The organism is Streptomyces sp. NPDC050085 (genome assembly GCF_044460595.1).
Taxonomy (GTDB): Bacteria; Actinomycetota; Actinomycetes; order Streptomycetales; family Streptomycetaceae; genus Streptomyces.
Map to the genome: position 1 here is coordinate 483496 of NZ_JBITJZ010000001.1, position 25088 is coordinate 508583.

At 70.0% G+C, this 25088-nt stretch carries 20 protein-coding genes and 2 pseudogenes; 7 read left to right on the forward strand and 15 right to left on the reverse strand.

The window, feature by feature from the left end; translation table 11 throughout:
* The first annotated feature begins 142 nt into the window (after window positions 1-142).
* Window positions 143-883, forward strand: a complete 741-nt coding sequence (locus ACIBUY_RS01970; RefSeq protein WP_399151421.1) for a GntR family transcriptional regulator — start codon at window positions 143-145, stop codon at window positions 881-883.
* On the opposite strand, the gene ACIBUY_RS01975 is transcribed toward ACIBUY_RS01970, so the two are convergent.
* The 7 genes and pseudogenes from ACIBUY_RS01975 to sucC all read right to left on the reverse strand — a co-directional run bounded on the left by ACIBUY_RS01975 (window position 867) and on the right by sucC (window position 8482).
* Window positions 867-1406 carry a beta-class carbonic anhydrase gene (locus ACIBUY_RS01975; protein ID WP_399152147.1) on the reverse strand — a complete coding sequence of 180 codons (540 nt, stop codon included), beginning with the start codon at window positions 1404-1406 and terminating at the stop codon, window positions 867-869. The two genes, ACIBUY_RS01970 and ACIBUY_RS01975, sit on opposite strands and share 17 nt — an antisense overlap.
* A gap of 207 nt (window positions 1407-1613) precedes the next feature.
* Window positions 1614-1955 (reverse strand): annotated as a pseudogene (locus ACIBUY_RS01980) (CoA transferase); the annotation flags it as partial.
* A 40-nt stretch (window positions 1956-1995) separates the two neighbouring features.
* Window positions 1996-3552 (reverse strand): aldehyde dehydrogenase family protein, encoded by a 1557-nt coding sequence (locus ACIBUY_RS01985; RefSeq protein ID WP_399151422.1) that lies wholly within the window; start codon window positions 3550-3552, stop codon window positions 1996-1998.
* A 189-nt stretch (window positions 3553-3741) separates the two neighbouring features.
* Window positions 3742-4425, reverse strand: coding sequence for a GntR family transcriptional regulator (locus tag ACIBUY_RS01990; RefSeq protein ID WP_365580898.1), 684 nt, complete (start codon window positions 4423-4425; stop codon window positions 3742-3744).
* Window positions 4426-4773: 348 nt separating this feature from the next.
* Complete coding sequence (locus ACIBUY_RS01995; RefSeq protein WP_399151423.1) at window positions 4774-6318, reverse strand: aldehyde dehydrogenase family protein; 1545 nt, start codon at window positions 6316-6318, stop codon at window positions 4774-4776.
* A 134-nt stretch (window positions 6319-6452) separates the two neighbouring features.
* On the reverse strand, window positions 6453-7337 hold the full coding sequence (gene sucD, locus ACIBUY_RS02000; protein WP_399151424.1) for a succinate--CoA ligase subunit alpha: 885 nt from the start codon (window positions 7335-7337) through the stop codon (window positions 6453-6455).
* An 11-nt stretch (window positions 7338-7348) separates the two neighbouring features.
* Window positions 7349-8482, reverse strand: a complete 1134-nt coding sequence (sucC, locus tag ACIBUY_RS02005; protein WP_399151425.1) for an ADP-forming succinate--CoA ligase subunit beta — start codon at window positions 8480-8482, stop codon at window positions 7349-7351.
* 117 nt (window positions 8483-8599) lie between these two features.
* Between sucC and ACIBUY_RS02010 the strand changes: the two are divergent.
* From ACIBUY_RS02010 to ACIBUY_RS02035, 6 genes and pseudogenes are all read left to right on the forward strand, one after another.
* A pseudogene (locus ACIBUY_RS02010) lies at window positions 8600-8965 on the forward strand (acetolactate synthase); the annotation flags it as partial.
* Between the two features lie 373 nt (window positions 8966-9338).
* A complete protein-coding gene (locus ACIBUY_RS02015) occupies window positions 9339-9668 on the forward strand; it encodes a hypothetical protein (protein ID WP_399152169.1) in 330 nt (109 codons plus the stop codon).
* 15 nt (window positions 9669-9683) lie between these two features.
* Window positions 9684-10913, forward strand: coding sequence for a formyl-CoA transferase (gene frc, locus ACIBUY_RS02020; RefSeq protein ID WP_399151426.1), 1230 nt, complete (start codon window positions 9684-9686; stop codon window positions 10911-10913).
* Window positions 10914-10917: 4 nt separating this feature from the next.
* The gene (locus ACIBUY_RS02025) at window positions 10918-13071 is read left to right on the forward strand and encodes an acetate--CoA ligase family protein (protein WP_399151427.1); all 2154 of its coding nucleotides are present in this window, start codon (window positions 10918-10920) and stop codon (window positions 13069-13071) included.
* Between the two features lie 122 nt (window positions 13072-13193).
* Window positions 13194-14579 carry an OFA family MFS transporter gene (locus tag ACIBUY_RS02030; RefSeq protein WP_365579441.1) on the forward strand — a complete coding sequence of 462 codons (1386 nt, stop codon included), beginning with the start codon at window positions 13194-13196 and terminating at the stop codon, window positions 14577-14579.
* A gap of 1 nt (window position 14580) precedes the next feature.
* Window positions 14581-15966, forward strand: a complete 1386-nt coding sequence (locus tag ACIBUY_RS02035; protein ID WP_399151428.1) for an OFA family MFS transporter — start codon at window positions 14581-14583, stop codon at window positions 15964-15966.
* Window positions 15967-16099: 133 nt separating this feature from the next.
* Here ACIBUY_RS02035 and ACIBUY_RS02040 read toward each other — a convergent pair whose 3' ends face one another.
* From ACIBUY_RS02040 to ACIBUY_RS02075, 8 genes are all read right to left on the reverse strand, one after another.
* Window positions 16100-17284 carry a sugar phosphate isomerase/epimerase family protein gene (locus ACIBUY_RS02040; RefSeq protein WP_399151429.1) on the reverse strand — a complete coding sequence of 395 codons (1185 nt, stop codon included), beginning with the start codon at window positions 17282-17284 and terminating at the stop codon, window positions 16100-16102.
* A 124-nt stretch (window positions 17285-17408) separates the two neighbouring features.
* Window positions 17409-18800 carry a nucleotide pyrophosphatase/phosphodiesterase family protein gene (locus ACIBUY_RS02045; RefSeq protein WP_399151430.1) on the reverse strand — a complete coding sequence of 464 codons (1392 nt, stop codon included), beginning with the start codon at window positions 18798-18800 and terminating at the stop codon, window positions 17409-17411.
* The gene (gene eboE, locus ACIBUY_RS02050) at window positions 18797-19969 is read right to left on the reverse strand and encodes a metabolite traffic protein EboE (protein WP_399151431.1); all 1173 of its coding nucleotides are present in this window, start codon (window positions 19967-19969) and stop codon (window positions 18797-18799) included. The genes ACIBUY_RS02045 and eboE overlap by 4 nt, the downstream gene beginning before the upstream one ends.
* 3 nt (window positions 19970-19972) lie before the next feature.
* On the reverse strand, window positions 19973-20824 hold the full coding sequence (locus ACIBUY_RS02055) for a TatD family hydrolase (protein ID WP_399151432.1): 852 nt from the start codon (window positions 20822-20824) through the stop codon (window positions 19973-19975).
* Complete coding sequence (locus tag ACIBUY_RS02060) at window positions 20824-21453, reverse strand: EboA domain-containing protein (RefSeq protein ID WP_399151433.1); 630 nt, start codon at window positions 21451-21453, stop codon at window positions 20824-20826. The genes ACIBUY_RS02055 and ACIBUY_RS02060 overlap by 1 nt, the downstream gene beginning before the upstream one ends.
* Entirely contained in the window at window positions 21450-22319 is an 870-nt protein-coding gene (locus ACIBUY_RS02065; RefSeq protein ID WP_399151434.1) for a sugar phosphate isomerase/epimerase family protein, read from the reverse strand. Before ACIBUY_RS02065 ends, ACIBUY_RS02060 begins: the two co-directional genes overlap by 4 nt.
* Window positions 22316-23863, reverse strand: a complete 1548-nt coding sequence (locus ACIBUY_RS02070) for a UbiA family prenyltransferase (RefSeq protein ID WP_399151435.1) — start codon at window positions 23861-23863, stop codon at window positions 22316-22318. The genes ACIBUY_RS02065 and ACIBUY_RS02070 overlap by 4 nt, the downstream gene beginning before the upstream one ends.
* Window positions 23860-24999, reverse strand: coding sequence for an inositol-3-phosphate synthase (locus ACIBUY_RS02075; protein ID WP_399151436.1), 1140 nt, complete (start codon window positions 24997-24999; stop codon window positions 23860-23862). Before ACIBUY_RS02075 ends, ACIBUY_RS02070 begins: the two co-directional genes overlap by 4 nt.
* Window positions 25000-25088 lie beyond the last annotated feature (89 nt).

Genomic DNA, 25088 nt, shown 5'->3' on the forward strand with positions numbered 1-25088 from the left:
CATTCACTGTTCGCGCCAGAGGTTCGTCGCACTCTTTCCAGGTCCGTCGTTCCCGACCATGGACGGGGCTGCTCATTGCATACTCAACTCGGTATCCCAAGACCTGACGCATCATCAGATCCCCGTGAGGGAGGGGCCGTTCATGCCCGACACATCCACCGCCGTGGCCGCCAGGGGGCCGATATCGCGGCCGGTTCCGCTGCGGCAGGCCGTCTACGACGCACTGATCGAGATGATCATCAACGGCACCCTGGCACCGGGCCAGCGCCTCGTCGAGGCCGAACTCGCCGAGCATCTCGGGGTCAGCCGGCAGCCGGTCCGGGAGGCGCTGCAACGGCTGCAGGCGGCCGGCTGGGTCGACCTGCGTCCCGCACAAGGCGCATACGTCCACTCGCCGACCGTCGAGGAATGTGCCCAACTCCTGGGTGTGCGGGCTGTGTTGGAGACGTACTCGGCACGCGGCGCCGCGCAGCACGCGACGACGAAGGACGTCACGCATCTGTGGGAGCTCCAGGACACGGGCATCGCCGCGCTCGCCGCCGGCGACGCCCGGGCCATCGTGGAGGCCAACGCCCGGCTGCACGCCCACATCACCCGGCTCTCGCGCAACGCGGTCCTGGCCGAGCTCATCCCGCAGGTGGACCAGCGGGTGCGCTGGTACTACATGCCGATCGCCAAGCCGCGCGGCAAGGACGCCTGGAGCGAGCACGCCCTGATCATCGAGGCGATCGCCACGGGCGACCCCGACCGCGCCGAGGCCCTGATGCGCCGGCACACGCAGAACACCACCGACTTCTACTGCAAGCAGATCGCCGCCGCGGTCGGCCTCGTCGACCGACCGCGACAGCGACGGCACGGCCGGGGGATCACGCCCCGGCCGTGACCTCTCTCAGCCATCCGGTCCGTACGTCGAACACGAACCCCCGGACGTCGTCGACGTGCAGCAGGAACGGCGAGGTGCGCACCTTCTGCAGGGACTGCCGCACGTCCTGATCGACGTCCTTGAAGCCCTCCACCGCCCAGCTGGGACGCTGCCCCACTTCCCTCTCGAGCTCGTGCCGGAAGTCGTCGGTCAGACCCTGCAGCCCGCAGCCGGTGTGGTGGACGAGGACCACGCTGCGGGTACCGAGCGCCCGCTGACTGATCGTCAGGGACCGTATGGTGTCGTCGGTGACCACTCCCCCGGCATTGCGGATCGTGTGACAGTCCCCGAGGGCGAGGCCGAGGGCCGCGTGCAGATCGATGCGCGCGTCCATGCAGGCCACGACGGCCACTTCGCGCACCGGGCGCGCATCCATGCCCGGGTCCTCGAACGCGGCGGCGTAGCGGGCGTTCGCCTCGACGAGACGGCCGATCGAGGTCGGGGGCGCGGCCTCGACCTCGTCGGTGGCCGAGGCAGGGCTCATTTCTGCTGTCGACATTCCTGGCTCCCTCAAAGGATTCGGATGCGCGGTCGCGTACAAGGTTCGGTGGCCGCGTTCGAGTGCGGCTCTCGTCCGCAATGAGGCCGCCCCGGACCCGGCGGGTTCGGCGCGGGGCGCGGGGCGGAGTTCAGCAGATCGGCGTCGGGCCGTGTTCAGACGACGCCCTGCCCCTTGAGTGAGGCGGGGGTTGATGGTGTGGATGTGGTCCCAGGTGAAGCCCATGCGGTCGATGGCGCCGGGGCCGAAGTTTTCGACCAGGATGTCGGAGCGGGTGATGAGGGTGGTGAGGAGTTCTTTGCCGCGTTCGGTTTTGGTGTTGAGGGTGATGGAGCGTTTGTTGCAGTTGAGCATGGTGAAGTAGAGGGAGTCGGCGTCGGGGAGGTCACGCAGTTGGGTGCGTGTGATGTCTCCGGACGGCGCTTCCAGTTTGATCACGTCCGCGCCCAGCCAGGCCAACAGCTGGGTGGCGGAGGGTCCTGACTGGACATGGGTCATGTCCAGCACGCGCACACCTTCAAGAGCCTTCGTCATGGTCGCCTCCTTGCCGGTAGTGGTGTCGTACGGGCCGTCGTCACGGCATGAGCTGGTACGCGGGGAAGTTGCCGGGCAGTCGCTCCCCCGCCGGCCCCTGCGTGACGGCGCGGACGAGGAGTTCACCGCCGACGAAGGCGCCGCTCCACGACGCACCGAACCCGCCGAACAACTCCTCGCGGTCACCGCGCGAACGCGGCTTGCCCTCACCGATCTTGAACGCCCTGATCTGCGGCGCGAGCCGGTTGAACGTCGCCTCGTCGTCCGTCGACAAGGTCGCCACCAACGCACCGTTGGACGCGTTCATCGCCGCCAGCAACTCCGCCTCCGTATCCACCAGCACGATCGTGTCCACCGGCCCGAACGGCTCCGCGTGATGCAGCGGAGACGACGCCGGCGGCCCGAGGAGGGTCACGGGAGCCACGTACGCGCTGGTGTCCTGGCCCGGCAGCAGCAGGGACTCGCTCAGCTCGCCCCGGTGCAGCGGCACAGCGCCGCGGCTGATGGCCTCACTGACCAGGTCGGTGAGTTCCTTGGCCTTCGCCGCGTTGATCAAAGGCCCGAAGTCCAGCTCCGGAAACGGGTCTTCGGGCCGCTCGACCGCCAGCGGGTGCCCCACCCGTAGCGGACGTACGGCGGGAAGGTAGGCGTTCAGGAAGGTGTCGAAGGCTTCGCGCTGCACGACGAAGCGCGGGTAGGCCGTACACCGCTGCTTGCCGTAGTCGAACAGCTTCGGAATCGTCGCCGTGAGCTTGCCCCAGTCACTGAAGTTCCAGATCCCCCACGCGTTCAAGCCCTCCTGCTCGAGCACGTGCCGCTTGCCGAGGTCAGCCACCGCCGTCGCCACCGCCGCGCCCGTGTCCCGGCCGCCGACGAACGACACACAACCGATCTCGGGCGCCCGCACCAGGGCTTCGGAGAGTTCACCCCCGCTCCCGCTGACCAGCGTCACCGGAATGCCCTCACGCGCAGCCAGCGCACACGCCAGCGTCAGGCACGACACCCCGCCATCCGTCGGCGTCTTCGCAATCACCGCGTTCCCCGCCAACGCCTGCACCAACATCGCATGCACCAACACACTCATCGGATAGTTCCAACTCGCGATGTTCGACACCGGCCCCGCCAACGGCACCCTCCCCTCCACCATCTCCTCGACGTGATCCACATACCACCGCACCCCGTCGATCGCCCGATCCACATCCGCCGTCGCCAACCGCCACGGCTTCCCGATCTCCCACACCAAGAGGAGAGACAGGAGATCGCGGTGTTCGGCGAGGGCGTCGAGTGTCGCGGTGATGCGTGAACGGCGTTCGGACAAGGGGACGTTGCGCCAGGCGCGGTGCTGATCGAGCGAGGCGCGGACGGCGCGATGGGCGGCCGCCGCGTCAAGCCGCGGCGGGCCCGCGATCGGGCTCCCGTCGACGGGTGACGTGGCCGGCAGCACCCGGCCGTCCGCGTGCCATTCGCCGTTCCAGTAGTTGAGGACCCGGTCGTCCCGGAACGCTTCCGGGGCCACGGCGAGACAGCGCCGCCAGGCGTCGGGCCAGGACGTACCCGCCTTGAGAACAGGGCGAGTTGGAGTGAGGGTGGTGGGCATGGAGGTGTCTCCGCTCTCGGTGCACAGTCGAGACGAGGAGGCCTGAGGCCTTCCTGGGACAGGTGGAGGCGCGTGACGGGCGGGTCACCCGCACCACTCACCGGTTAACCACGGTGACACTCTTCATACAGTATTCGTCGACTGTATGCAATATCCCTGTGTGCCGCTGCCCCGATACTGGCGGTCGGGCTACTTCCCCTGGTCGCGTGCGTGGTACGACGTGCGCGTGTGCTCCGTGTGCAGCCGCATCACCGCCGCGGCCCGCTCCGCGTCACGGGCAGCGAGCGCCGCGATCAACTCCCGGTGTTCGACCCAGGATCGGCGGCCCCGCTGCCGGGCGACCGGCGCGTAGTACCAGCGCACGCGACGGTTCACCTGCGCCGCCAGATCCGCGAGGACCGCATTGCCCGCCAGCTCCATGACCGTGCCGTGCAGCCGGGCGTTGAGCTCGACCGCACCCTCCACGTCCTCGGCGGCGACCGCGCGCTCGCCGGCCGCGCAGAGTTCCTCGAGCACGGCGACGGCCCGGGCGTTCACCCCGGCGACGGCGAGGCGGACCGCCTCGGTCTCCAACAGGGAGCGCACACCCAGGAGTTGATCCGCCTCCTCCTCGCTCGGCTCGTGGACGAACGCGCCCTGGGCCGGGCGCAGATCGACCCAGCCCTCGGTGCTCAGACGCTGCAGCGCCTCCCGCACCGGCTGGCGCGATACGCCGAGCCGTCCGGCGAGTTCGGTCTCGACGAGGTGCGATCCCGGCGGCAGGGTGCGCGTGATGATGAGCTCGAGCAGAGCGTCGTAGATGCGCTGACGCAGCGGCCCCGGCCGCTCCAACTTGGGTACGACCCCTTGCGGCAGTCCAGCGATCGGCAACATCACGACCCCTCCCGAATGCGTCCAGCCTACGGCGCGCGATCACCCGGGACCCCAGTCCTGTGACATCTCTTGCTGGCTCCGAGCTCATCCTGTACACAGTATCCAGTCGACACCTTTCGGCCGGTGGCCGAATCCCGCACGAGGCGCGAAGCGACCTCAAGTGCGGGCCACGGATGGCGACTTGGCCCCTCCCGATACGTGTACGCAGGCGAGCTCCGTATCGCCACGCGGCACGGCGACGGGGTCCTCCGGCGGGGAGCGCCCCCTGCGCCGAGAGGACCCCGTCGCAGCCGTCACCGGCCACGCAGTCCTGCGCGTCTCGTCCTGCGGGTCTCGCGTCTGGCGTGCTCAGGCGCGCTGCGTCGTCGTGTAGTAGTCGGGGAAGTTGCCGGGCAGCCGCTCCCCCGCCGGCCCCTGCGTGACGGCGCGGACGAGGAGTTCACCGCCGACGAAGGCGCCGCTCCACGACGCACCGAACCCGCCGAACAACTCCTCGCGGTCACCGCGCGAACGCGGCTTGCCCTCACCGATCTTGAACGCCCTGATCTGCGGCGCGAGCCGGTTGAACGTCCCCTCGTCGTCCGTCGACAAGGTCGCCACCAACGCACCGTTGGACGCGTTCATCGCCGCCAGCAACTCCGCCTCCGTATCCACCAGCACGATCGTGTCCACCGGCCCGAACGGCTCCGCGTGATGCAGCGGAGACGACGCCGGCGGGTCGAGCAGCGTGACCGGGTGGACGTACGCGCTCGTGTCCTGGCCGTCGAGGAAGCGCGCCGGGTCGGGCGCGGAGCGGTGCAGGGGGACTGCGCCGCGGCTGATGGCCTCGCTGACCTGGTCGGTGAGTTCCTTGGCCTTCGCCGCGTTGATCAGCGGCCCGAAGTCCAGCTCGGGGTAAGGGTCTTCGGCGTTCTCGACCGCCAGCGGATGGCCGATGCGCAAGGTCTGCACAGCGGGCAGATACGCGTTCAGGAAGGCGTCGAAGGCTTCGCGCTGCACGACGAAGCGCGGGTAGGCCGTGCACCGCTGCTTGCCGTAGTCGAACAGCTTCGGAATCGTCGCGGTGAGCTTGCCCCAGTCACTGAAGTTCCAGATCCCCCACGTGTTCAAGCCCTCCTGCTCGAGCACGTGCCGCTTACCGAGGTCAGCCACCGCCGTCGCCACCGCAGCACCCGTGTCCCGACCGCCGACGAACGACACACAACCGATCTCCGGCGCCCGCACCAACGCCCCCGACAGCTCTCCCCCGCTCCCGCTGACCAGCGTCACCGGAATGCCCTCACGCGCAGCCAGCGCACACGCCAGCGTCAGGCACGACACCCCGCCATCCGTCGGCGTCTTCGCAATCACCGCATTGCCCGCCAACGCCTGCACCAACATCGCATGCACCAACACACTCATCGGATAGTTCCAACTCGCGATGTTCGACACCGGCCCCGCCAACGGCACCCTCCCCTCCACCATCTCCTCGACGTGATCCACATACCACCGCACCCCGTCGATCGCCCGATCCACATCCGCCGTCGCCAACCGCCACGGCTTCCCGATCTCCCACACCAGCAACAGGGCGAGCAGTTCCCGGTGTTCGGCGAGCGCGTCCAAGGTGGCGGCAACGCGGGCGCGGCGCTCGGGCAGCGCGATGTGGCACCAGGCGCGGTGCTGGTCAAGGGACGCACGGACGGCGCGATGCGCGGCCGCCGCGTCAAGCCGCGGCGGGCCCGCGATCGGGCTCCCGTCGACGGGGGTGGCGGCGGGCAGGGCGCGGCCGTCGTCCTGCCAGGTGCTGTTCCAGAGGTTGAGGGCGCGGTCGTCGCGGAAGGCCTCGGGCGCGACGGCGAGGCAGCGCCGCCAGGCGTCGTCCCAGGAGGTTCCGGCTTTGAGGGTGGTGGCCATGGTTCTCTCCGCTCTCGGTACGCAGTCGGGGGCGGTCCACGCGCAGGGCTGCCGTGTGGACGGGAGGTGCCCCGCGGGCACCTCCCGTATGCGAACTGCCTTATGGAAATGTCGCCTTGACGGCTAGCAGAGTGTCACTGCTCGTCGGAAAGCCGGTCGAGCACGAGCCGTGCGGTCTCCGTGGGCGTCGACCCGACGCGTACGCCGACGGCTTCCAGCGCCTCCTTCTTGGCCTGCGCCGTACCCGACGAACCGGAGACGATGGCGCCCGCGTGCCCCATCGTCTTGCCCTCGGGTGCGGTGAACCCGGCGATGTAGGCGACCACCGGCTTGCTGACGTTGTCCCGGATGTACGCGGCGGCGCGCTCCTCCGCGTCTCCGCCGATCTCCCCGATGAGGACGATGAGTTCGGTCTCGGGGTCCTGCTCGAAGGCGGCGAGGCAGTCGATGTGCGTCGTACCGATGACGGGGTCGCCGCCGATGCCGACGCACGAGGAGAAGCCGATGTCCCGCAGCTCGTACATGAGTTGGTAGGTCAGCGTGCCCGACTTGGAGACGAGGCCGATGCGGCCCTGCTTGGTGATGTCGGCGGGGATGATGCCCGCGTTGGACTGTCCGGGAGAGATGAGGCCGGGGCAGTTGGGGCCGATGACCCGGGTGCCCTTCTGCTTCGCGTACGCGTGGAAGGCGACGGAGTCGTGGACCGGGATGCCCTCGGTGATGACGACGGCGAGCGGGATGCCCGCGTCGGCCGCCTCCACGACCGCGGCCCTGGCGAAGGCGGGCGGCACGAAGACGACGGTGACATCGGCGCCCGTGGCCCGCATGCCGTCGGCGACGCTGCCGAAGACGGGCACGGACCGGTCGTCGAAGTCGACTGCGGTGCCCGCCTTGCGGGGATTGACCCCGCCGACGACGTTCGTACCCGCGGCGATCATGCGGCGGGTGTGCTTGGTGCCCTCGGCCCCGGTCATGCCCTGGACGAGGACCTTGCTCTCCTCGGTGAGATAGATGGCCATGTCCGGGCTCCTCAGGCGGTCGCGGTGGCGAGGTCGGCGGCGCGGCGCGCGGCGCCGTCCATGGTGGTGGCCTGCTGGATCAGCGGGTGCGGGTGTGCGTCGAGGACGGCGCGGCCGCGCTCGGCGTTGTTGCCGTCGAGCCGGACCACCAGCGGCTTGGTCAACCGGACGCTGTCCAGGGCCTGGACGATGCCGTCGGCGACCTTGTCGCAGGCGGTGATGCCGCCGAAGACGTTGACGAAGACGGACTTGACGGCAGGGTCGGACAGGATGACGTTCAGGCCGTTCGCCATGGTCTCGGCGGACGCGCCGCCGCCGATGTCCAGGAAGTTGGCGGGCCGTGCGCCGCATCCGGCGACGACGTCGAGGGTCGACATGACGAGCCCCGCGCCGTTGCCGATGATGCCGACCTCGCCGTCGAGCTTGACGTAGTTGAGTCCCTTGGCCGCCGCCTCGGCCTCCAGCGGGTCGTCGTGCACGACGCCGGCCGCACCCCAACGCCCTTGCCGGAAGCGGGCGTTGTCGTCGAGGGTGACCTTGCCGTCGAGCGCGAGGATCTGCCCCTGCCGGGTGCGCACGAGCGGGTTCACCTCGACGAGGACGGCGTCCTCGCGGGTCAGGACGGACCACAGGCGTACGAGGACGTCGACGGTCTGCGGCGGAAGTCCCGCCGCCTCGGCGATCTGCGCGGCCTTGGCGGTGGTGACACCCTTGGCCGGGTCGATGGAGATGCGCGCCACGGCCTCCGGCCGGGTGGCGGCGACCTCCTCGATGTCCATGCCGCCCTCGGCGGAGGCGATGGCGAGGAAGGTGCCGCCCGCGCGGTCCAGTACGTAGGAGACATAGAACTCGCTGTCGATGTCGACGGGTTGGGCCAGCATCACCTTGCGGACCGTGTGGCCCTTGATGTCCATTCCGAGGATCTGACGGGCCGTCCGTTCGGCGGCGGCCGGGTCCGCGGCGAGCTTCACACCGCCCGCCTTGCCACGTCCGCCGGTCTTCACCTGAGCCTTGACGACGACTTTGCCGCCGAGCCTGCGCGCGATCTCGCGCGCTTCCTTCGCCGAGGCCGTGACCTCGGCCTGCGGCACCAAAATGCCGTGTTCCGCGAAGAGTTCCCTTGCCTGGTGTTCGTACAGGTCCATTTCCGGCTCCTGAAAGAAGTGCCGCACGCCCCCTGGACACCACCATCGGATGCGGGATACCAAGTTCATACAGTATTCGACCACTGTATGCAATGTACGAAGGGACGGGTGAGCGCCATGCGTCAGTACGCCGCGCAGGACGAGGCGGGAGCCGGCCCGGACCACGAACCCGGCGGTCATCGGCTCGCCGATCTCCTGGTGCACGCACGCCGTCCATTGGTCGTACTCAGCGGCCGGGACTGGTCAACACGCCTTCTGTGGACGGCTGTTGAACTGGTGCGGCGCCTGAACCTGCCCGCCTGCACGGACGGCGCGACCCGGGGCGTACTGCCTCGCGGGGACCGGCACCACGTCCGGCTCGCGCGTCGCTACGCGTACGCGAACGCCGACCTGATCGTCTCCGTCGGCGCGCCATTCGATGGATCCGAGGTCTTGTCGCCGGACGTCACCGTGGTGCAGATTGACCTCGCTCACCGCACCGGCGACGCACCCCGCCCCCTCGGCCTTGGCACGGTCGGGGACGCGGGGCTCGTCCTGGAGCAGGTGACCGCGGCTGCCCCGGGACGCTTCGGCAACGGAGCTGCCCTGCGCACCCCGTGGCTGGACGAGCTGCGTGCCGCGGAACGGATCGCCGTCGACAAGCTCCGCCCGCACCTGCGGTCGGACGCCTCCCCCATCCATCCGTACCGGCTCGCCGGTGAGATCGACGGCTTCCTCACCGAGGACTCGCTCTGCATCGCGGACGGCGGCGGCATCGCCTCCTTCGCCGAGCAGGTCGTGCACCCGAAGGCTCCCGGCAGTTGGCTGGATCCCGGGCCATCGGGCGCACCGGGCGCACCCGGCGCCTGCATCCGGGATGCCGTCGCCGCCCGGCGGGGCCGGCCCGGCACGGAGGTCGTGGCCGTCCTCGGGGGGCGGCGCGCTCGACGGCACCGGCAAGGGCGTCGCGACGCTCGTGCGCCACGACGTCCCGTTCATCGGGATCGTCGCCGGCTCTCAACAGGCCGTCGCCCAGCACGAGTTCGCCCGCCGCCTCGCCGGACACGGCGAAACGGTCCGGGCCCCCCGCGCCATCGGACCGGCCCTGCGCCGCGCTCGCGCGTCGGGCCGGCCGTCCCTGATCACCGTATGGGTCGATCCCGACGCGTACGCCCACGGAACCACGAACCAGAACCCGTACGAGTAGTGAGGTGAGTCGGCAGTGACGAAGGCTCTTGAAGGTGTGCGCGTGCTGGACATGACCCATGTCCAGTCAGGACCCTCCGCCACCCAGCTGTTGGCCTGGCTGGGCGCGGACGTGATCAAACTGGAAGCGCCGTCCGGAGACATCACACGCACCCAACTGCGTGACCTCCCCGACGCCGACTCCCTCTACTTCACCATGCTCAACTGCAACAAACGCTCCATCACCCTCAACACCAAAACCGAACGCGGCAAAGAACTCCTCACCACCCTCATCACCCGCTCCGACATCCTGGTCGAAAACTTCGGCCCCGGCGCCGTCGACCGCATGGGCTTCACCTGGGACCACATCCACACCATCAACCCCCGCCTCATCTACGCCTCCATCAAAGGCTTCGGCGACGGCCCCTACACCAACTTCAAAGCCTACGAAGTCGTCGCCCAAGCCATGGGCGGCTCCATGGCCACCACCGGCTTCCCCGACGGACCACCCCTGGCCACCGGCGCCCAAATCGGCGACTCCGGCACCGGCATCCACACCGTCGCCGCCATCCTCGCCGCCCTCTACCAACGCGAAACAACCGGCCGCGGACAACGCGTCAACGTCGCCATGCAACACGCCGTCCTCAACCTCTGCCGCGTCAAACTCCGCGACCAACAACGCCTCACCCACGGCCCCCTGCCCGAATACCCCAACGACGACTTCACCAACGAAGTCCCCCGCTCCGGCAACGCCTCCGGCGGCGGCCAACCCGGCTGGGCCGTCAAATGCGCCCCCGGCGGACCCAACGACTACGTCTACGTCATCGTCCAACCCGCCGGCTGGAAACCGATCACCCACCTCATCGGCCGCCCCGAACTCGCCGACGACCCCGACTGGGCCACCCCCGAAGCCCGCCTGCCCCAACTCAACAAAATGTTCCAACTCATCGAGGAATGGACCACCACCCTCCCCAAATGGGACGTCCTCGAACAACTCAACACCCACAACATCCCCTGCGGCCCCATCCTCTCCACCAAAGAAATCATCGAAGACCCCTCCCTCATCGCCAACGACATGATCATCGACGTCCCCCACCCCCAACGCGGCACCTTCAAAACCGTCGGCTCGCCGCTCAAACTCTCCGACTCACCCACCACCATCACCACCTCCCCCCTCCTCGGCCAACACAACGAAGAGATCTACATCAACGAACTCGGCCTGGGTGACGAGGAATTGCGCCTTCTCAAGTCGAACGGAGTGATCTGAATTGATGGCACAGGACCCGACCGCGACGGTGCGTGACCTGCTCGACGCCGTACGCGCCGAGGGGCGCACCGCGCTCACGGCGCCCGAGGGCAAGGTGATCGCCGACGCCTACGGGATCGCCGTCCCGGGCGAGGAGCTCGCGACCGACGCCGCCGCGGCCGTGGCGGCCGCGGCGCGCTTCGGCAAGCCCGTGGTGATGAAGATCGTGTCCCCCGACATCCTGCACAAGACGGATGCCGGCGGTGTCGTCGTCGGTGTGCAGGGGGACGACGACGTACGCGCCACCTACGACAGGATCATCGAGAACGCCCGCGCCTACTCGCCCGACGCCCGCATCGAGGGCATACAGGTGCAGGAACTGCTGCCCACCGGGGCGGAGTCGCAGGAGGTCATCGTCGGGGCGGTCACCGACCCGACGTTCGGCAAGGTCGTCGCCTTCGGGCTCGGCGGTGTGCTGGTGGAGGTCCTCAAGGACGTCACCTTCCGCCTCGCTCCCCTGACCGACGACGAGGCCCTCGGGATGCTCGACTCCATCAAGGCCGCCGAGATCCTGCGCGGGGTGCGCGGTGCGCGGGGAGTCGACCGCGCGGCACTCGCCGAGCAGATCCAGCGGGTGTCGCAGCTCGTCGCGGACTTCCCGGAGATCGCCGAGATCGATCTCAACCCGGTGATCGCGACCCCAAAGGGCGCGGTCGCGGCCGACATCCGGGTGATCCTCGCCGAGGGGACGCCGAAGCCTCGGCGCACCTTCACGCGCGAGCAGATCCTCTCCACCATGAAGCGCCTCATGCAGCCGCGCGCGGTGGCCGTGATCGGCGCCTCCAACGAGCAGGGCAAGATCGGCAATTCGGTCATGCGCAACCTCATCGACGGCGGCTTCTCCGGAGAGATCCATCCGGTGAACCCCAAGGCCGATGACATTCTGGGCCGCAAGGCGTACAAGAGTGTCACTGAAGTGCCTGGTGAGGTGGATGTGGCAGTCTTCGCGATCCCTGCCAAGTTCGTCGCGGCGGCTCTGGAGGAGGTGGGGCGCAAGGGCATTCCCAACGCGGTGCTGATCCCCTCGGGGTTCGCCGAGACCGGTGAACACGCCCTCCAGGACGAGATCGTGGAGATCGCGGAGCGCTACGGGGTGCGCCTGCTCGGGCCGAACATCTACGGCTACTACTCGACGTGGCAGGACCTGTGCGCCACCTTCTGCACTCCGTACGACGTGAAGGGCGGGGTCGCGCTGACCTCGCAGTCCGGCGGCATCGGCATGGCCATCCTGGGCTTCGCCCGCACCACCAAGACGGGTGTCTCGGCGATCGTGGGGCTCGGCAACAAGTCGGACCTGGACGAGGACGACCTGCTCACCTGGTTCGGCGAGGACCCCAACACCCAGTGCATCGCGATGCACTTGGAGGACCTCAAGGACGGTCGTGCCTTCGTGGAGGCGGCGCGTGAGACGGTGCCGAAGAAGCCCGTCGTGGTCCTGAAGGCCGGGCGGACGGCCGCGGGTGCGAAGGCCGCGGGCTCGCACACGGGCGCACTCGCGGGCGACGACGCCGTGTACGACGACATCCTCAAGCAGGCCGGCGTCATCCGGGCCCCCGGCCTGAACGACATGCTGGAGTACGCGCGGGCGCTGCCCGTGCTGCCCACTCCGCAGGGCGACAACGTCGTGATCATCACGGGCGCGGGCGGCTCCGGCGTACTGCTGTCGGACGCGGTGACGGACAACGGACTCCAACTCATGGAGATCCCGGCCGACTTGGACGCCGCCTTCCGGAGGTTCATCCCGCCCTTCGGGGCCGCGGGCAATCCCGTCGACATCACGGGTGGCGAGCCCCCGTCGACGTACGAGGCGACGATCCGTCTCGGTCTCGAGGACCCGCGCATCCATGCGCTCGTGCTCGGCTACTGGCACACCATCGTCACCCCTCCCATGGTCTTCGCAGAGGTAACGGCCCGCGTCGTCCAGGAGTTCCGGGAGCGCGGTATCGAGAAGCCGGTGGTGGCCTCGCTGGCCGGGGACGTCGAGGTCGAGGACGCGTGCCAGTACCTCTTCGAGCGGGGGGTGGTCGCGTACCCGTACACGACCGAGAAGCCCGTCGCCGTCCTCGGGGCGAAGTACAAGTGGGCTCGCGCCGCCGGGTTGCTGGGGGGCCGCGGATGACATGACCCGAGGTGGATCCGGCCGGCGGTGCGCGTCGGCCGGATCCAGGACCCGCGCGCACACGAAAGAAATTTGGACAGGGGGCGCTGGCCAGATCTTTCGATGCAAGGGGTGCGACCGTCATGACCACAACCGATCTCACGAGTTCCGTCCCCTACAGGGAGGTGACGGACGCCAACGGGCGCATGTACCGCGTTGGCGAGACCGACGTCGACATCATGGGACGCAAACGCAAATGGATGGTGATCCTGCCCTGGGTGGGCATGATGGGGATCTCCTCCGCCGAGTACGCGTTCGCGTCCGCCGAGGACACGCTGCACGAGGCACGGCACTGGTCCTCGGGATCCATCTTCTGGATGCTGACCGTCTGGGTGTTCTTCCAGGCCGCGGTGGCCTTCCCGGCCGGCCGGCTGCGGGAGAGCGGCAAGCTGCCGGCCCGCTGGGCGATGATCATCGGAGCGGGCGGAACGCTCCTCGGCTATCTCTCGCTGGCCTTCGCACCGCACGTGGTGCTCGCCTTCGTGGGCTTCGGCATGTTCAGCGGCATGGGCGCGGGCATGGTGTACGCCACCTGCGTCAACATGGTCGGCAAGTGGTATCCGGAGCGCAAGGGCGGCAAGACCGGCTTCGTCAACGGCGGCTTCGCCTATGGCTCGGTGCCCTTCGTCTTCCTGTTCACCACGGTGATGGACCTGACCAACTACCGGGTCATCCTGGTCGCGGTCGGTCTGTTCCTGGCCGGCATGGTGGCGACGGCCGGTTACTTCTTCAAGGACCCGCCGAAGAACTGGTGGCCTGCCGAGATCGACCCGCTCAACCCGCCGGCGGACCCGCGCGCGCGTCGCGCGCTGGAGAAGAACCCGCCGGCCGTGCACCAGTACAGCCCCACAGAGGCGTGGAAGACCGGCCGGGTGGCGTTGATGTGGTTCTGTCTCGCCTGCACCTCGGGCGTGAACATCTTCGGCATCTCGTTCCAGGTCGACATCGGTGAGCACGCGGGCTTCGCCGGCGGGATCGTGGCAACCGCCATGTCCCTCAAGGCGATCGTCAACGGCACCGGGCGCGGTGTGATCGGCTGGCTCTCCGATCTCTACGGACGCAAGCAGTGTCTGCTCGCGGTCTGCGTCATCCTCGGCCTCGCCCAGTTCGGCATTCTCTGGTCGGCCGAGCAGAAGATCCTTCCCCTGTTCCTGATCTTCTCCGCCATCTCCGGCTTCGGAGGCGGCGCGATCTTCCCGATGTTCGCGGCGATGACCGCGGACTACTTCGGCGAGAACAACAACGCGACCAATTACGGGATGGTCTACAGCTCGAAGCTGGTCTCCGGACTCGGCGCGGGCATGGGTGCCGTGGTCGTCGACGCCTGGGGGCTCGACGGCGCCTTCATCCTGGCCGGCTGCATCTCGTTCTTCGCCGGATTCGTCGCACTGTTCCTGTCCCCACCCGGTCGACCCAAGATCCGTGGAATTCGGCCGAACCCGCAACCGCTCGGTGAGGAGATGGCTTGATATGACAGCGGAGCCCATCGCCGCAGGAAATACGGCGCCGGCCACCGGCGCCACGTACCGCGAGACAACTGACGAGAACGGCCGGGTCTATCGCATGGGCGAGACCGACCGCGACATCCTCGGCCATTCCCGGAAGTTCATGGTGTACCTGCCATGGGTCGCGATGATGGCCATCAGCGTTTCCGAGTACGCGTACGGCTCGGCGGAGGACACCCTGTCCGCCGCGCACGGCTGGACGCAGTCGAACACCTTCTGGATCCTGAGCGTGTGGGTGTTCTTCCAGGCAGGCATCGCCTTTCCGGCAGGCTGGCTGCGGGAGAAGGGCATCTTGCCCGCCAAGCGGGCGGTGATGATCGGCGCCTTCCTGTGCATGCTGGGATTCCTCGCGCTGTCCCACTTCCACAATGTGTGGCTGGCGATCCTGGGGTTCGGAGTCATCGGCGGCCTCGGCTCCGGACTCGTCTATTCGACCTGTATCAACATGGTCGGAAAGTGGTTCCCGGAACGCAAGGGCGGCAAGACCGGCTTCGTCAACGGCGGCTTCGCCTACGGTTCACTGCCGTTCATCTTCATCTTCAACTACGGCTTCGACACGTCGAACTACCACCGTGTGCTCGACATGATCGGCGCCTATGTGCTGGTGGTCGTCCTCGTCTGCGCGTTCTTCTTCCGGGACCCGCCGAAGAACTGGTGGCCGCACGACGTCGACCCGCTCAACAAGAGCGGCGACGACAAGCGCGCCAGGTCGCTCGCCAAGAACCCGCCCGCGGTACGCCAGTTCACGCCGATGGAGGCCATCAGGACCGGCATGCTGCCGATCATGTGGCTGAGCCTGGTCCTCACGGCCGGTGTCTCGATCTTCGGCATCTCGTTCCAGGTGGACTTCGCGAAGGAAGTGGGCTTCGGTCCGCTCGTCGCGGCCTCCTCGATGGGTGTCATGGCGGTCATCAACGGGGTCGGGCGTGCCGTCGTCGGCTGGCTGTCCGACATCTGGGGCCGCAAGCTCAGCCTGGTCTTCGTGATCGTCGTGCTGGGCCTCGCCCAGTTCGGCGTGATCTGGGCGGGTGACATCAAGAGCGAGTGGCTGTTCCTGTTCTTCGCGTTCCTGTCGGGCTTCGGCGGCGGCGCGTTCTACCCGATGTTCGCGGCACTGACCCCGGACTACTTCGGCGAGAACTACAACGCCACCAACTACGGCCTCGTGTACAGCGGCAAGCTCGTCAGCGGCCTGTTCGGTGGCGGACTCGGCTCGATGGTGGTCGCCGCCTGGGGCTACAACGGGGCGTATGCGCTGGCCGGGGCGATATCCATGGTGGCCGCGGCGTTCGCGCTGCTGTTGCGGCAGCCGGGGCGGCAGGAGGCGGAGAAGGTGATGGCCACTTCCTAGCGGTGGGCCTCGCCTCCTGGTAGTGCGGATCGGATCGACCAGTGGAGCACCGAAAAGGCCCGGCCGTACTCGGCCGGGCCTTCAAGGCGATGCATAGGTCACATATGTAGTGCCGTTATCGCCACCCGCGTCTTCAGCGCTTCTTGCGCAGCGCGGCCATGTTGTCGTAACCGGTCTTGGCGTACTTCAGGGACTGCCCGAGGTCGCTGTCGCTGGGTGCGTTGTCCTGCTCGACCATCGGGTTGTGGTAGTTCTTCTCGCCGACCCGGCCGAAGAACGTGGTGTAGTCGATGACTCCTTCCCCGAAGGGGACCATGTCGTAGCCCATGCCGTTGGTGTCGTTGCGCGTGCCGTCCTTGGCGTGGAACAGCGGGTAGCGCTTGTTGTGGGCACGGACCAGGGCGGCCGGGTCGAAGACCTTCTCCCGCTGGGAGCCGTCGTGCGCGGTGTACGTGTGGAACTTGTACTGCGCGACGTGCGCCCAGAAGATGTCCATCTCCAGCCAGACCGTCCTCGGGTCGCTGACCTTGAGGAAGTACTCCAGCTTGCGGATGCCGGAACTGCGGGTCGGGCGGCCCTGCGCGTCGAGCGGGCCGCCGTCGAGCAGGAAGCCGTACGCCGCGTCGTGGTTGTGCGTGTAGAGCTTGAGGCCGGCCTTGTGCGCGAGGTCACCGAGGGCGTTCCACTTGTCGGCGGCGACGTCCCAGTCCGCCTTGTACGAGCTGTTGGTGGGGTCGCCGCCGGTGCCCATGTGGTCCATGCCGAGGATGTTGGCGATTTCCAGGTGCTTCTTGAACGTGTCGATGTCGGGCTGGCTGAGCGGCCACGAGGACGGGATGAAGCCGTGGTTGCCCTGCGCGCGCAGGCCGTACTCGTCGAGCCAGGAACGCAGCAGCTTGGCGCCCTCGACGGACTCGAGGTTGGCGCCGCCCGGCGCGTTGGCGTGCTGGCCGTAGCCGGCGAACTCGACCTGCTTGTAGCCGTAGCGGGCCAGTTCCTTGAACACCTCGCGGAAGCCGGAGGGCAGGTCGGTGGCGAGCGGGTCCCGGCCGGTGGCGTCGCGGACGGTGTAGAGGATGATGCCGCGCTTGTTCGCGGGCACGAGCTCGTTGCCGCGGCCGCCGCCATCGTGTCCGTGGTCGTGACCGTGGCCGCCGCCGCCCATCTGCGGCTGGGCGAACGACGGGGCGGCGCCGAACACGGGCGCGGCGATCGCGCCCGCGGCGACCGCGGTGCAGGTGCTGAGGAAGCGGCGGCGGTTGATGCCGAGACGGTGTCGCAGAGCGTCGTCGGCAGGGGTGTCGTGGAAGTCGGTCACGGGTGCCTCTTTTCGGCTGGTCGCGACGTGCGGGCGGATTCCACTGGCGTGTCGTCAGTGGCGTGTGCTTCACTCTCTGTAACTGGTCCTGGTCAGGGGGATGTTGGGCCGAGCCATGCCTGGCTCAGCTCAGTCCTGCCAGATCCAGGAGCAGGGATTTCACTGCGGTGGCCGGGAGCCGGCCGGGAAGTGCATGGGGGGTGGAGCTGATGATGAGCGGACCGTCGTCGTCGCTCGTGGGGAGGCGGCCGTGGCTGCCGCGAATAGGTGAGGGGTCCAGGGGCACGACCGCCATGCGGTAGCGCATGCCGAGCTTCTTGCGGGCGAGCGCGCCCGCGGCCTTGACCTTGACGTAGGGGTCCTGGGGGTCCATGAACAGTTCGACCGGGTCGTAGCCGGGTTTGCGGTGGATCTCGACGAGCTGCGCGAAGTCGGGCGCACGGCTGTCGTCGAGCCAGTAGTAGTACGTGAACCAGGCGTCGGGTTCCGCGATCGCGACGAGTTCGCCGGAGCGCGGGTGGTCGAGCTGGTGGTCCTTCTTGCCCTTGTCGTCGAGGAGTTGCTCGATGCCGGGCAGGTCGGCGAGTGCGGCGCGGGTGGCGTCGAGGTCCTCGGGCCGGCGCACGTAGAGGTGGGCGATCTGGTGGTCGGAGACGGCGAAGGCGCGTGAGGCCATCGGGTCGAGGTACTCCATGCCGTCCTGCGTGTGCACCTCGAGGAGGCCGGCGCGGCGCAGCGCCCGGTTGATGTCGACGGGCCGGTCGACGCGGGTGATGCCGTACTCGGACAGGGCGACGACGGTGCGGCCCTCGGCGCGGGCGTCGTCGAGGAGCGGGGCGAGGGCGGAGTCGAGCTCGGCGGCGGCCCGGTGGGAGCGGGGGTCGTCGGGGCCGAAGCGCTGCAGGTCGTAGTCGAGGTGCGGGAGGTAGCACAGGGTCAGGTCGGGGTGCCGGGTCGCCATGACGTGGCGGGTGGCGTCGATGATCCACTGACTGGAGACCAGGTCGGCGCCCGGTCCCCAGAAGTGGAAGAGGGGGAACGTGCCGAGTTTCTCGGTGAGTTCGTCGTGCAGGGCCGGGGGCCGGGTGTAGCAGTCGGGTTCCTTGCGGCCGTCGGCGTAGTAGACGGGACGGGGGGTGATGGTGATGTCGGTGTCGGCGCCCATGGCGTACCACCAGCAGATATTGGCGACGGTGTAGCCGGGGTGGGCGCGGCGGGCGGCGTCCCAGAGCTTGTCGCCGGACACGAGGCCGTTGTGCTGGCGCCACAGCAGGACGTCACCGAGTTCGCGGAAGTACCAGCCGTTGCCGACGATGCCGTGCTCGGACGGCATGGTGCCGGTCAGGAACGTGGACTGGGCGGCGCAGGTGACGGCGGGCAGCACGGTGCCCAGTGGTGCGCGGGAGCCGGACTGGCCGAGCGACTTGAGGTGCGGCATGTGGTCGAGGAGACGGGGGGTGAGGCCGACGACGTCGAGGACGAGCAGTGGGGTCGGCTTCGGTGCGGCGTCCGTCATGGCAGCTCCTTGAGGCCGAGGTCGGTCAACAGGTCGCGGGCGAGGGTGAGTTCGGCGGCGATGCCGTCGGCGAGCTGGGGCCGGGCCCTGGGGCGCAGTTCGGGCGGCAGGGCCTGCCAGGTGTAGGTCTCGACCTCGAGGTGGTGGGTGAGCGGGTGCGCGCCGCCGACGAGTCGGGCCAGCGTGTCCTTGAGGACGTCGAGCGTGGAGGTGAGCGGGGCGGCGGGGGCCGCGTGCAGGGGGACGTGGAAGTGGGCGCGCCAGGGTCCGGCGTCGGGCAGGGCGGCGCCGTTCAGCGCGGGGCCCAGGTCGTCGGTGCCCCGCAGGCCGTCGGGGGTGACGGTGCGGGTCTGGTGCAGGAAGCGGGGTTCGTCGAAGGCGGCGAGTGCCTCGCGGACGTCGGGGAGGCGGGGGTGTTCGGCATGCAGTGCGGCGGAGAGCTGCGATTTGACGACGGGGACGCGGGCGGCGGCGAGGCGGTCGAGCGCGCCCCCGGGGTCCTCGAAGGAGGTGGCGAGATGGCAGGTGTCCAGGCACAGGCCGATGCGGTCGGGGCGGGCGACGGCGGTGAGCGGGGCGATGGCGTCGGCGGTGGTCTCGACGGTGCAGCCGGGTTCGGGTTCCAGGCCGACGCGGATCGATTTGCCGGTCAGTTCCTGGAGGGCGTCGAGGCGTTCGGCGAGCGTGACCAGGGCGGTGCGGGCCGCTTCGGCGCTCCGGTCGTCGTAGGCGGTGCGCCAGGCCAGCGGCAGCGTGGAGATGGTGCCGTCGGTGACGTCGGCGGGCAGCAGTGCGGCCAGCAGGTGGGCCAGTTCGCCGGTGTGGGCGAGACGCTCGGGGTCGGCCCAATCGGGCTTGTATACGCGGTACTTGACCTCTTCGGCGCCGAATCCCTCGTAGGGGAAGCCGTTGAGGGTGACGACTTCGAGGCCTCGTCGGTCGAGTTCGGCGCGCAGGCCGCGCAGCGCGGCCGGGTCCGTGGTCAGGGAGCGGGCGGCGTCCTTGGCGAGCCACAGGCCGATGCCGAGGCGGTCGCGGCCCAGGCGCTTGCGGACCGGCTCGCTGTGGTCGCGCAGTTGGGCGAGGACGCCGTCGAGGGTCTCGGCAGGGTGGACGTTCGTGCAGTAGGCGAGGTGGACGGTGGAGCCGTCGGGGTGGCGGAAGCGCATCGGTCACGAACCTCCGCGCAGGATGGAATTGCCCTCGTGGGTCGCTTCCCGTGGCGCTGGGGCGTCGAGTTGGAGCCGTCCGCTCAGCCCGTAGAAGGCGACGGGGTTGCGCCACAGGACGAGATCGACGTCGTCGTGCGTGAAGCCGGCGGCCAGCATCGCGTCGGCGACCTTGCGGGTCTTGAGCGGGTCGCTCTTGCCCCAGTCGGCCGCCGAGTTCACGAGGACCTTCTCGGGGCCGTAGGCGCGCAGGATGCCGACCATGCGGTCCTCGTCCATCTTGGTGTCGGGATAGACGGAGAAGCCGAGCCAACTCCCGGCGTCCTTGGCCTCCTTGACGGTCGTCTCGTTGAGATGGTCGATCAGGACGTGCTCGACGGGCAGCGCGGACTCGCGGACCACGTCGAGGGTGCGGCGCAGACCGGCGAGCTTGTCGCGGTGCGGGGTGTGGACGAGCGCGGGCAGCTCGTGGTCGGCGGCGAGCTGCAGCTGGGTGGACAGGGCGGTGTCCTCGGCCGGGGTCATGGAGTCGTAGCCGATCTCGCCGACCGCGACCACGTTGTCCTTGACCAGGTAGCGCGGCAGTTCGTCGAGGACGGGGGTGCAGCGCGGGTCGTTCGCCTCTTTGGGGTTGAGGGCGATCGTGCAGTGGTGGGCGATGCCGTACTGGGCCGCACGGAAGGGCTCCCAGCCGAGCAGGGCGTCGAAGTAGTCGTAGAAGGAGGCGGGCGAGGTGCGGGGCTGGCCCAGCCAGAAGGCGGGCTCGACCAGGGCACGGACCCCGGCGGCGTACATCGCCTCGTAGTCGTCGGTGGTGCGCGAGGTCATGTGGATGTGGGGGTCGAAGATGCGCATCAGGACTCCTCGTTCGCGGGGGCCGTGAGGGCCAGGACGCGGTGCAGGTCCTCGGGGACGGTCCGGCCCGCGGCGGTGCGCTCCTGGGCGAAGTCACCGAGCATGCGGGCGAGTTCGGCGTCGCCGTGGGCGCGGCGCCACAGTCCGGCGACGGCGTCGACGCCGACCCCGGTGAACAGGCACTTGAGGACGGCGTGCCGCCAGTGGTGGGCGGGCAGGTGCTCGGCGGCGTACGGACCGACGGCGGCGGCTACCAGGCGGGTGTCGTTGGTGCGCAGCGCGTCCTCGATCAGCGGCAGACCCTCCGGGCCCGGCACCAGATGGGGCAGGGCGGCCAGGACCGCGCGGCGCTCGGCGGCGGTGCCCCGCGCGTACAGGCGGGTGAGGGTGTCGGTGTCGGCGCGGGCCGCGTGCAGCAGCAGGACGCGGGCGGCGTCGGCGTGGTCCTGGCCGGTGCGGCGGCCGGCCTCGGCGAACCTCAACTCCCAGACGGGCGGGGTCTTCTCGTCGCTCGTGCCGGTGTGGGCCGCGGCCTCGGCGAGGGCCTGGTCGAGCCAGGCGCGGGCGGCTCCCGCGAGGGCCGTGTCGAGGTGGGCGCGGAGTGCCGCGACGGTGGGGGTCTTGTTCATGCGCTGCCTCCTCGTGCTGCTGCTCGCAGGAAGTCGATGGACCGGGCGGCCTGGTGGGGGCCCACATGGGAGTGACGGGGCAGTTCGACGACGGTCAGGCCCCGGTATCCGGTGTCGGCGAGCGCCTCGATCACCGGCGGGAAGTCGATCTCGCCGTCGCCGAACGGCAGGTGTTCGTGGACGCCGCGGCGCATGTCCTCGATCTGGACGTGCCGCAGCCAGGGCGCCGCCGCGCGGACGCAGTCGGCGGGCGGGTCGGGCTCCAGGCACTGGCAGTGTCCGATGTCGACGGTGAGGCCCAGGACGTCGGGGCTGTCGAGGGCGTGGCGCAGCTGGTGGAAGTCGGCGAGCGTGGCCAGGAGGTGGCCGGGCTCGGGCTCGATGGCGAGAGGGACACCGGCGGCGGTGGCTGCGTCCAGGACCGGGGCGAGTTCGTCGGCGAGGCGCTTCCAGGCGGTGTCCGGGTCGGTGCCGTCGGGGGTGATGCCGCTGAAGCAGTGCACCGCGTGGGCGCCGAGGTCGGAGGCGACCTGTACGGCGCGGACGAGCAGCCGGGCGCGGGCGGCGCGGGCGTCCGGGTCGGGGTCGAGGAGGGAGGGGCCGTGTTTGCGGCGCGGGTCGAGGACGTAGCGGGCGCCGGTCTCGACGGTGGCCGTCAGGTGGTGCCGGTCCAGGGCGCGGGCCACCTGGCGGGTGCGGGCCGCGAGGTCCGGGGCCAGCGGGTCCAGGTGCATGTGGTCGAGGGTGAGGCCGACGCCGTCGTAACCGAGGTCGGCGAGGAGAGCGAGGGCGTCGTCGAGGCGGAGGTCGGTGAGGCCGTTGGTGCCGTAGCCCCATCGCGGGGGCTGCGCCGGGCGTGGGCTCATGTGACGCTCACCTTCCGGGAGAAGCGGCGGGCGAGCGGGGCGAGAGCCGCGGTGAGCAGGGCGGTGCCGGGAGCTCCCGAGCGCGCGGCCAGGGCGGCCTGGAGCGGGATCATGGCGCGGATTCCGGCGCCGACGGCGCGTTGGGTCAGGGGCGGTGACGGGTTGAGGGTGGCGTGGAGAAGGGGGCGGGCCGTGGTCGCCGCGTATGCGGTGGGACCCGGCAGGCCGAAGGGGGCTGCTACGCCTCGGCCTGCCGGGAGCTTGGTGAGGTGCGTGGTCAGAGCGGTCACGATGGCGAGGGCCGCGGCGGGGGTGGCGGGGCTGCCGCCGGTGGTCTCGTTGCGGGACACCGTGGTCACGGCCGCGGTGTGGGCGGCGAGGGTCAGCGCTGCGGGGAACGCTGCGCTCAGGCTGTCGGGCCGTCGGCCGGGGCCGCGCGCTTCACGGCCCCGGGCGGGGCCACGGGGTGCTTCCAGCAGCAGGCCGAGCTCGCGAGCGGCGGAGGCCACCGCCGCGCGTCTCGCCGGGCCTGAGCGCCGGGCTGCACGCGTGCCGGGGCCCGCACCCATGACACCGGCGGCATCCTTCAGCGGCCCGAACTCCCGTCGCGCAGAGGCTGCTTCCGCCCCCCGACCCTCACCGAAGAGCAGGGCCGCACGCACTCCGGAGCCCGCACCCACAGCACCAGCCGCATCCTTCAGCGGCCCGAACTCCCGTCGCGCAGAGGCTGCTTCCGGCCCCCGACCCTCACCGAAGAGCCGGGCCGCACGCACTCCGGAGCCCGCACCCACAGCACCAGCCGCATCCTTCAGCGGCCCGAACTCCCGTCCCGCACAGGCCACTTCCCCGCCCCCACTCGCACCGGAGCGCACGGCGACACGCACACCGGAGCTCGCGCCCACGGTGCCGGCGGCGCCCCTGCGCAGCCCGAACTCCCGTCCCGCAGAAGCCACTTCCCTACCCCCACCCGTACCGGAGCGCAGAGCACCATGCCCCTCTCGGGTGTCAGGGGTCTCCCGGGTCTCACGGCCCGCGTTGCTGGCCGTGTGGGAGGCCGACGCGCCCAGCAGCACGTCGAGACCTCGCGCGGCGCCCATCGCCACCGGGCCTGCCGGGGTGTGTTTCAGGCCCAGGTCGTATGCCCAGACCGTGGCGGCGAGTGCCGTGCTCAGTGCTCCCGTGGTGCGGCCCGCGCGGAAGGCGAGGCACAGGCCCGCCGCGGTGAACGCGCCGGCGGCGGTCAGTGCCGCCGCCGGGTGGATGCGGCCCGAGGGGATCGGGCGGTGGGGGCGGTCGACGGCGTCCTCGGCGCGGTCAGCCCAGTCGTTGAGGGCCATGCCCGCCTCGTACAGGCACAGGGAGGAACCGATGGCCAGGAAGGTGCCGCGGCCGGGGCGGGCGCCGACCGCGGCCGCGCCCGCGAGGGCGTCGCCGGGGACGGTGAACAGGGCGGGCAGGCGCAGGAGTTCGGCCCAGGCGCGCAGTCGGCCTCCTCTGACACGGGCGCTGGCACGGGCGCTGACACGGGCTCTGACACGGGTCATCGGGCCTCCCGCAGGCGTCGGCCGAAGTCCACCAGCGTGGCGAACTGCTCGCCGAGCGCCGAGGAGGCGTCGCCGTCCGGGTCCTTGAAGTAGAAGCCCAACTCCGGGCGCGGGCCGGTCAGTCCGACGGTCCGGGCGCGCAGGAGCAGCCGGGCGAGGTCCAGGACCAGGGGCGCGGCGAGCGCCGAGTCGCAGCCCTGCCACGTCGTCTGCAGGACCATGCGGGCGCCGAGGAAGCCGTCGAAGGCGATGTGGTCCCAGGCGGTCTTCCAGTCGCCGAGAGCGGGCACGTCGTCGATGTGGACCTCGCCCTGGGGGGAGATCCCGAGGGTGTCGGCGAGGACGCGTTCCTTGCCGGCGTTCTTGGCGGCGGCAGCGGCGGGGTCGGCGAGGGCGGCCCCGTCGCCGCCGCCGAGGAGGTTGGTGCCGGACCAGGCGCGCACGTCGAGGGCGCGCTGCAGGAACATCGGGCCGAGCACCGAGCGCAGGAGGGTCTGGCCGGTCTTGCCGTCGCGGCCCGCGTAGGGCACGGAGGCGGTGGCGACCGTGGACGCCAGGGCCGGGTGGTGCAGGCCGCTGGAGGGAGTGAAGTTGACGTAGGTGCAGTCGGCCTGGAGGGCGGCCGCGGCATAGAGGGAGCTGGGCGGGAGAACGCCGTCGGCGGGGACGGGTTCGGTGGAGGCGACGTTGACGACGACGGCTCCGGCCAGGTCCTGTCGGCGTACGAAGTCGCGGATGTCGGCGGCGAACGAGGCGATCAGCTCGTCCTGCGGGCGCCCGTCGTCGCGGCCCGGCAGGGGGCCGCCGGGTCTGATCTCCCGGTCGGCGGCGGCCAGTTCGGCGGCGACTGCGGCGGGCAGGCCGTGGGGCAGGACACCGCCGGCGGCGAGGTGTTCGGCGCGTTTGGGCAGCGGGCAGGAGGCGGTGTCGTGACCGCCGAAGACGAGCGACGACAACGTTGGCAGAGCGGAGTCGGTGAAGGGGGTGGTCTCGGTGACCATGCCGGTCGGCGGGTGCAGGCCCGCGGCGACGGCGGCGCAGCCCGCGACGGCGGTCGTGGCGACGGAGCCGCGTGCGCCGATGAGCCAGACCCCGAAGCGGGGCGAGGTGGTGGGGAGGGACGGTTCGGCGGACATGGGCAGCCTCCTTGTCGAACACGAACCGGGGGGTGGACCTGGCACGAGCGGCGCCGGACGGTGCGGATGCCGGGCGGGACGGCGGGCGG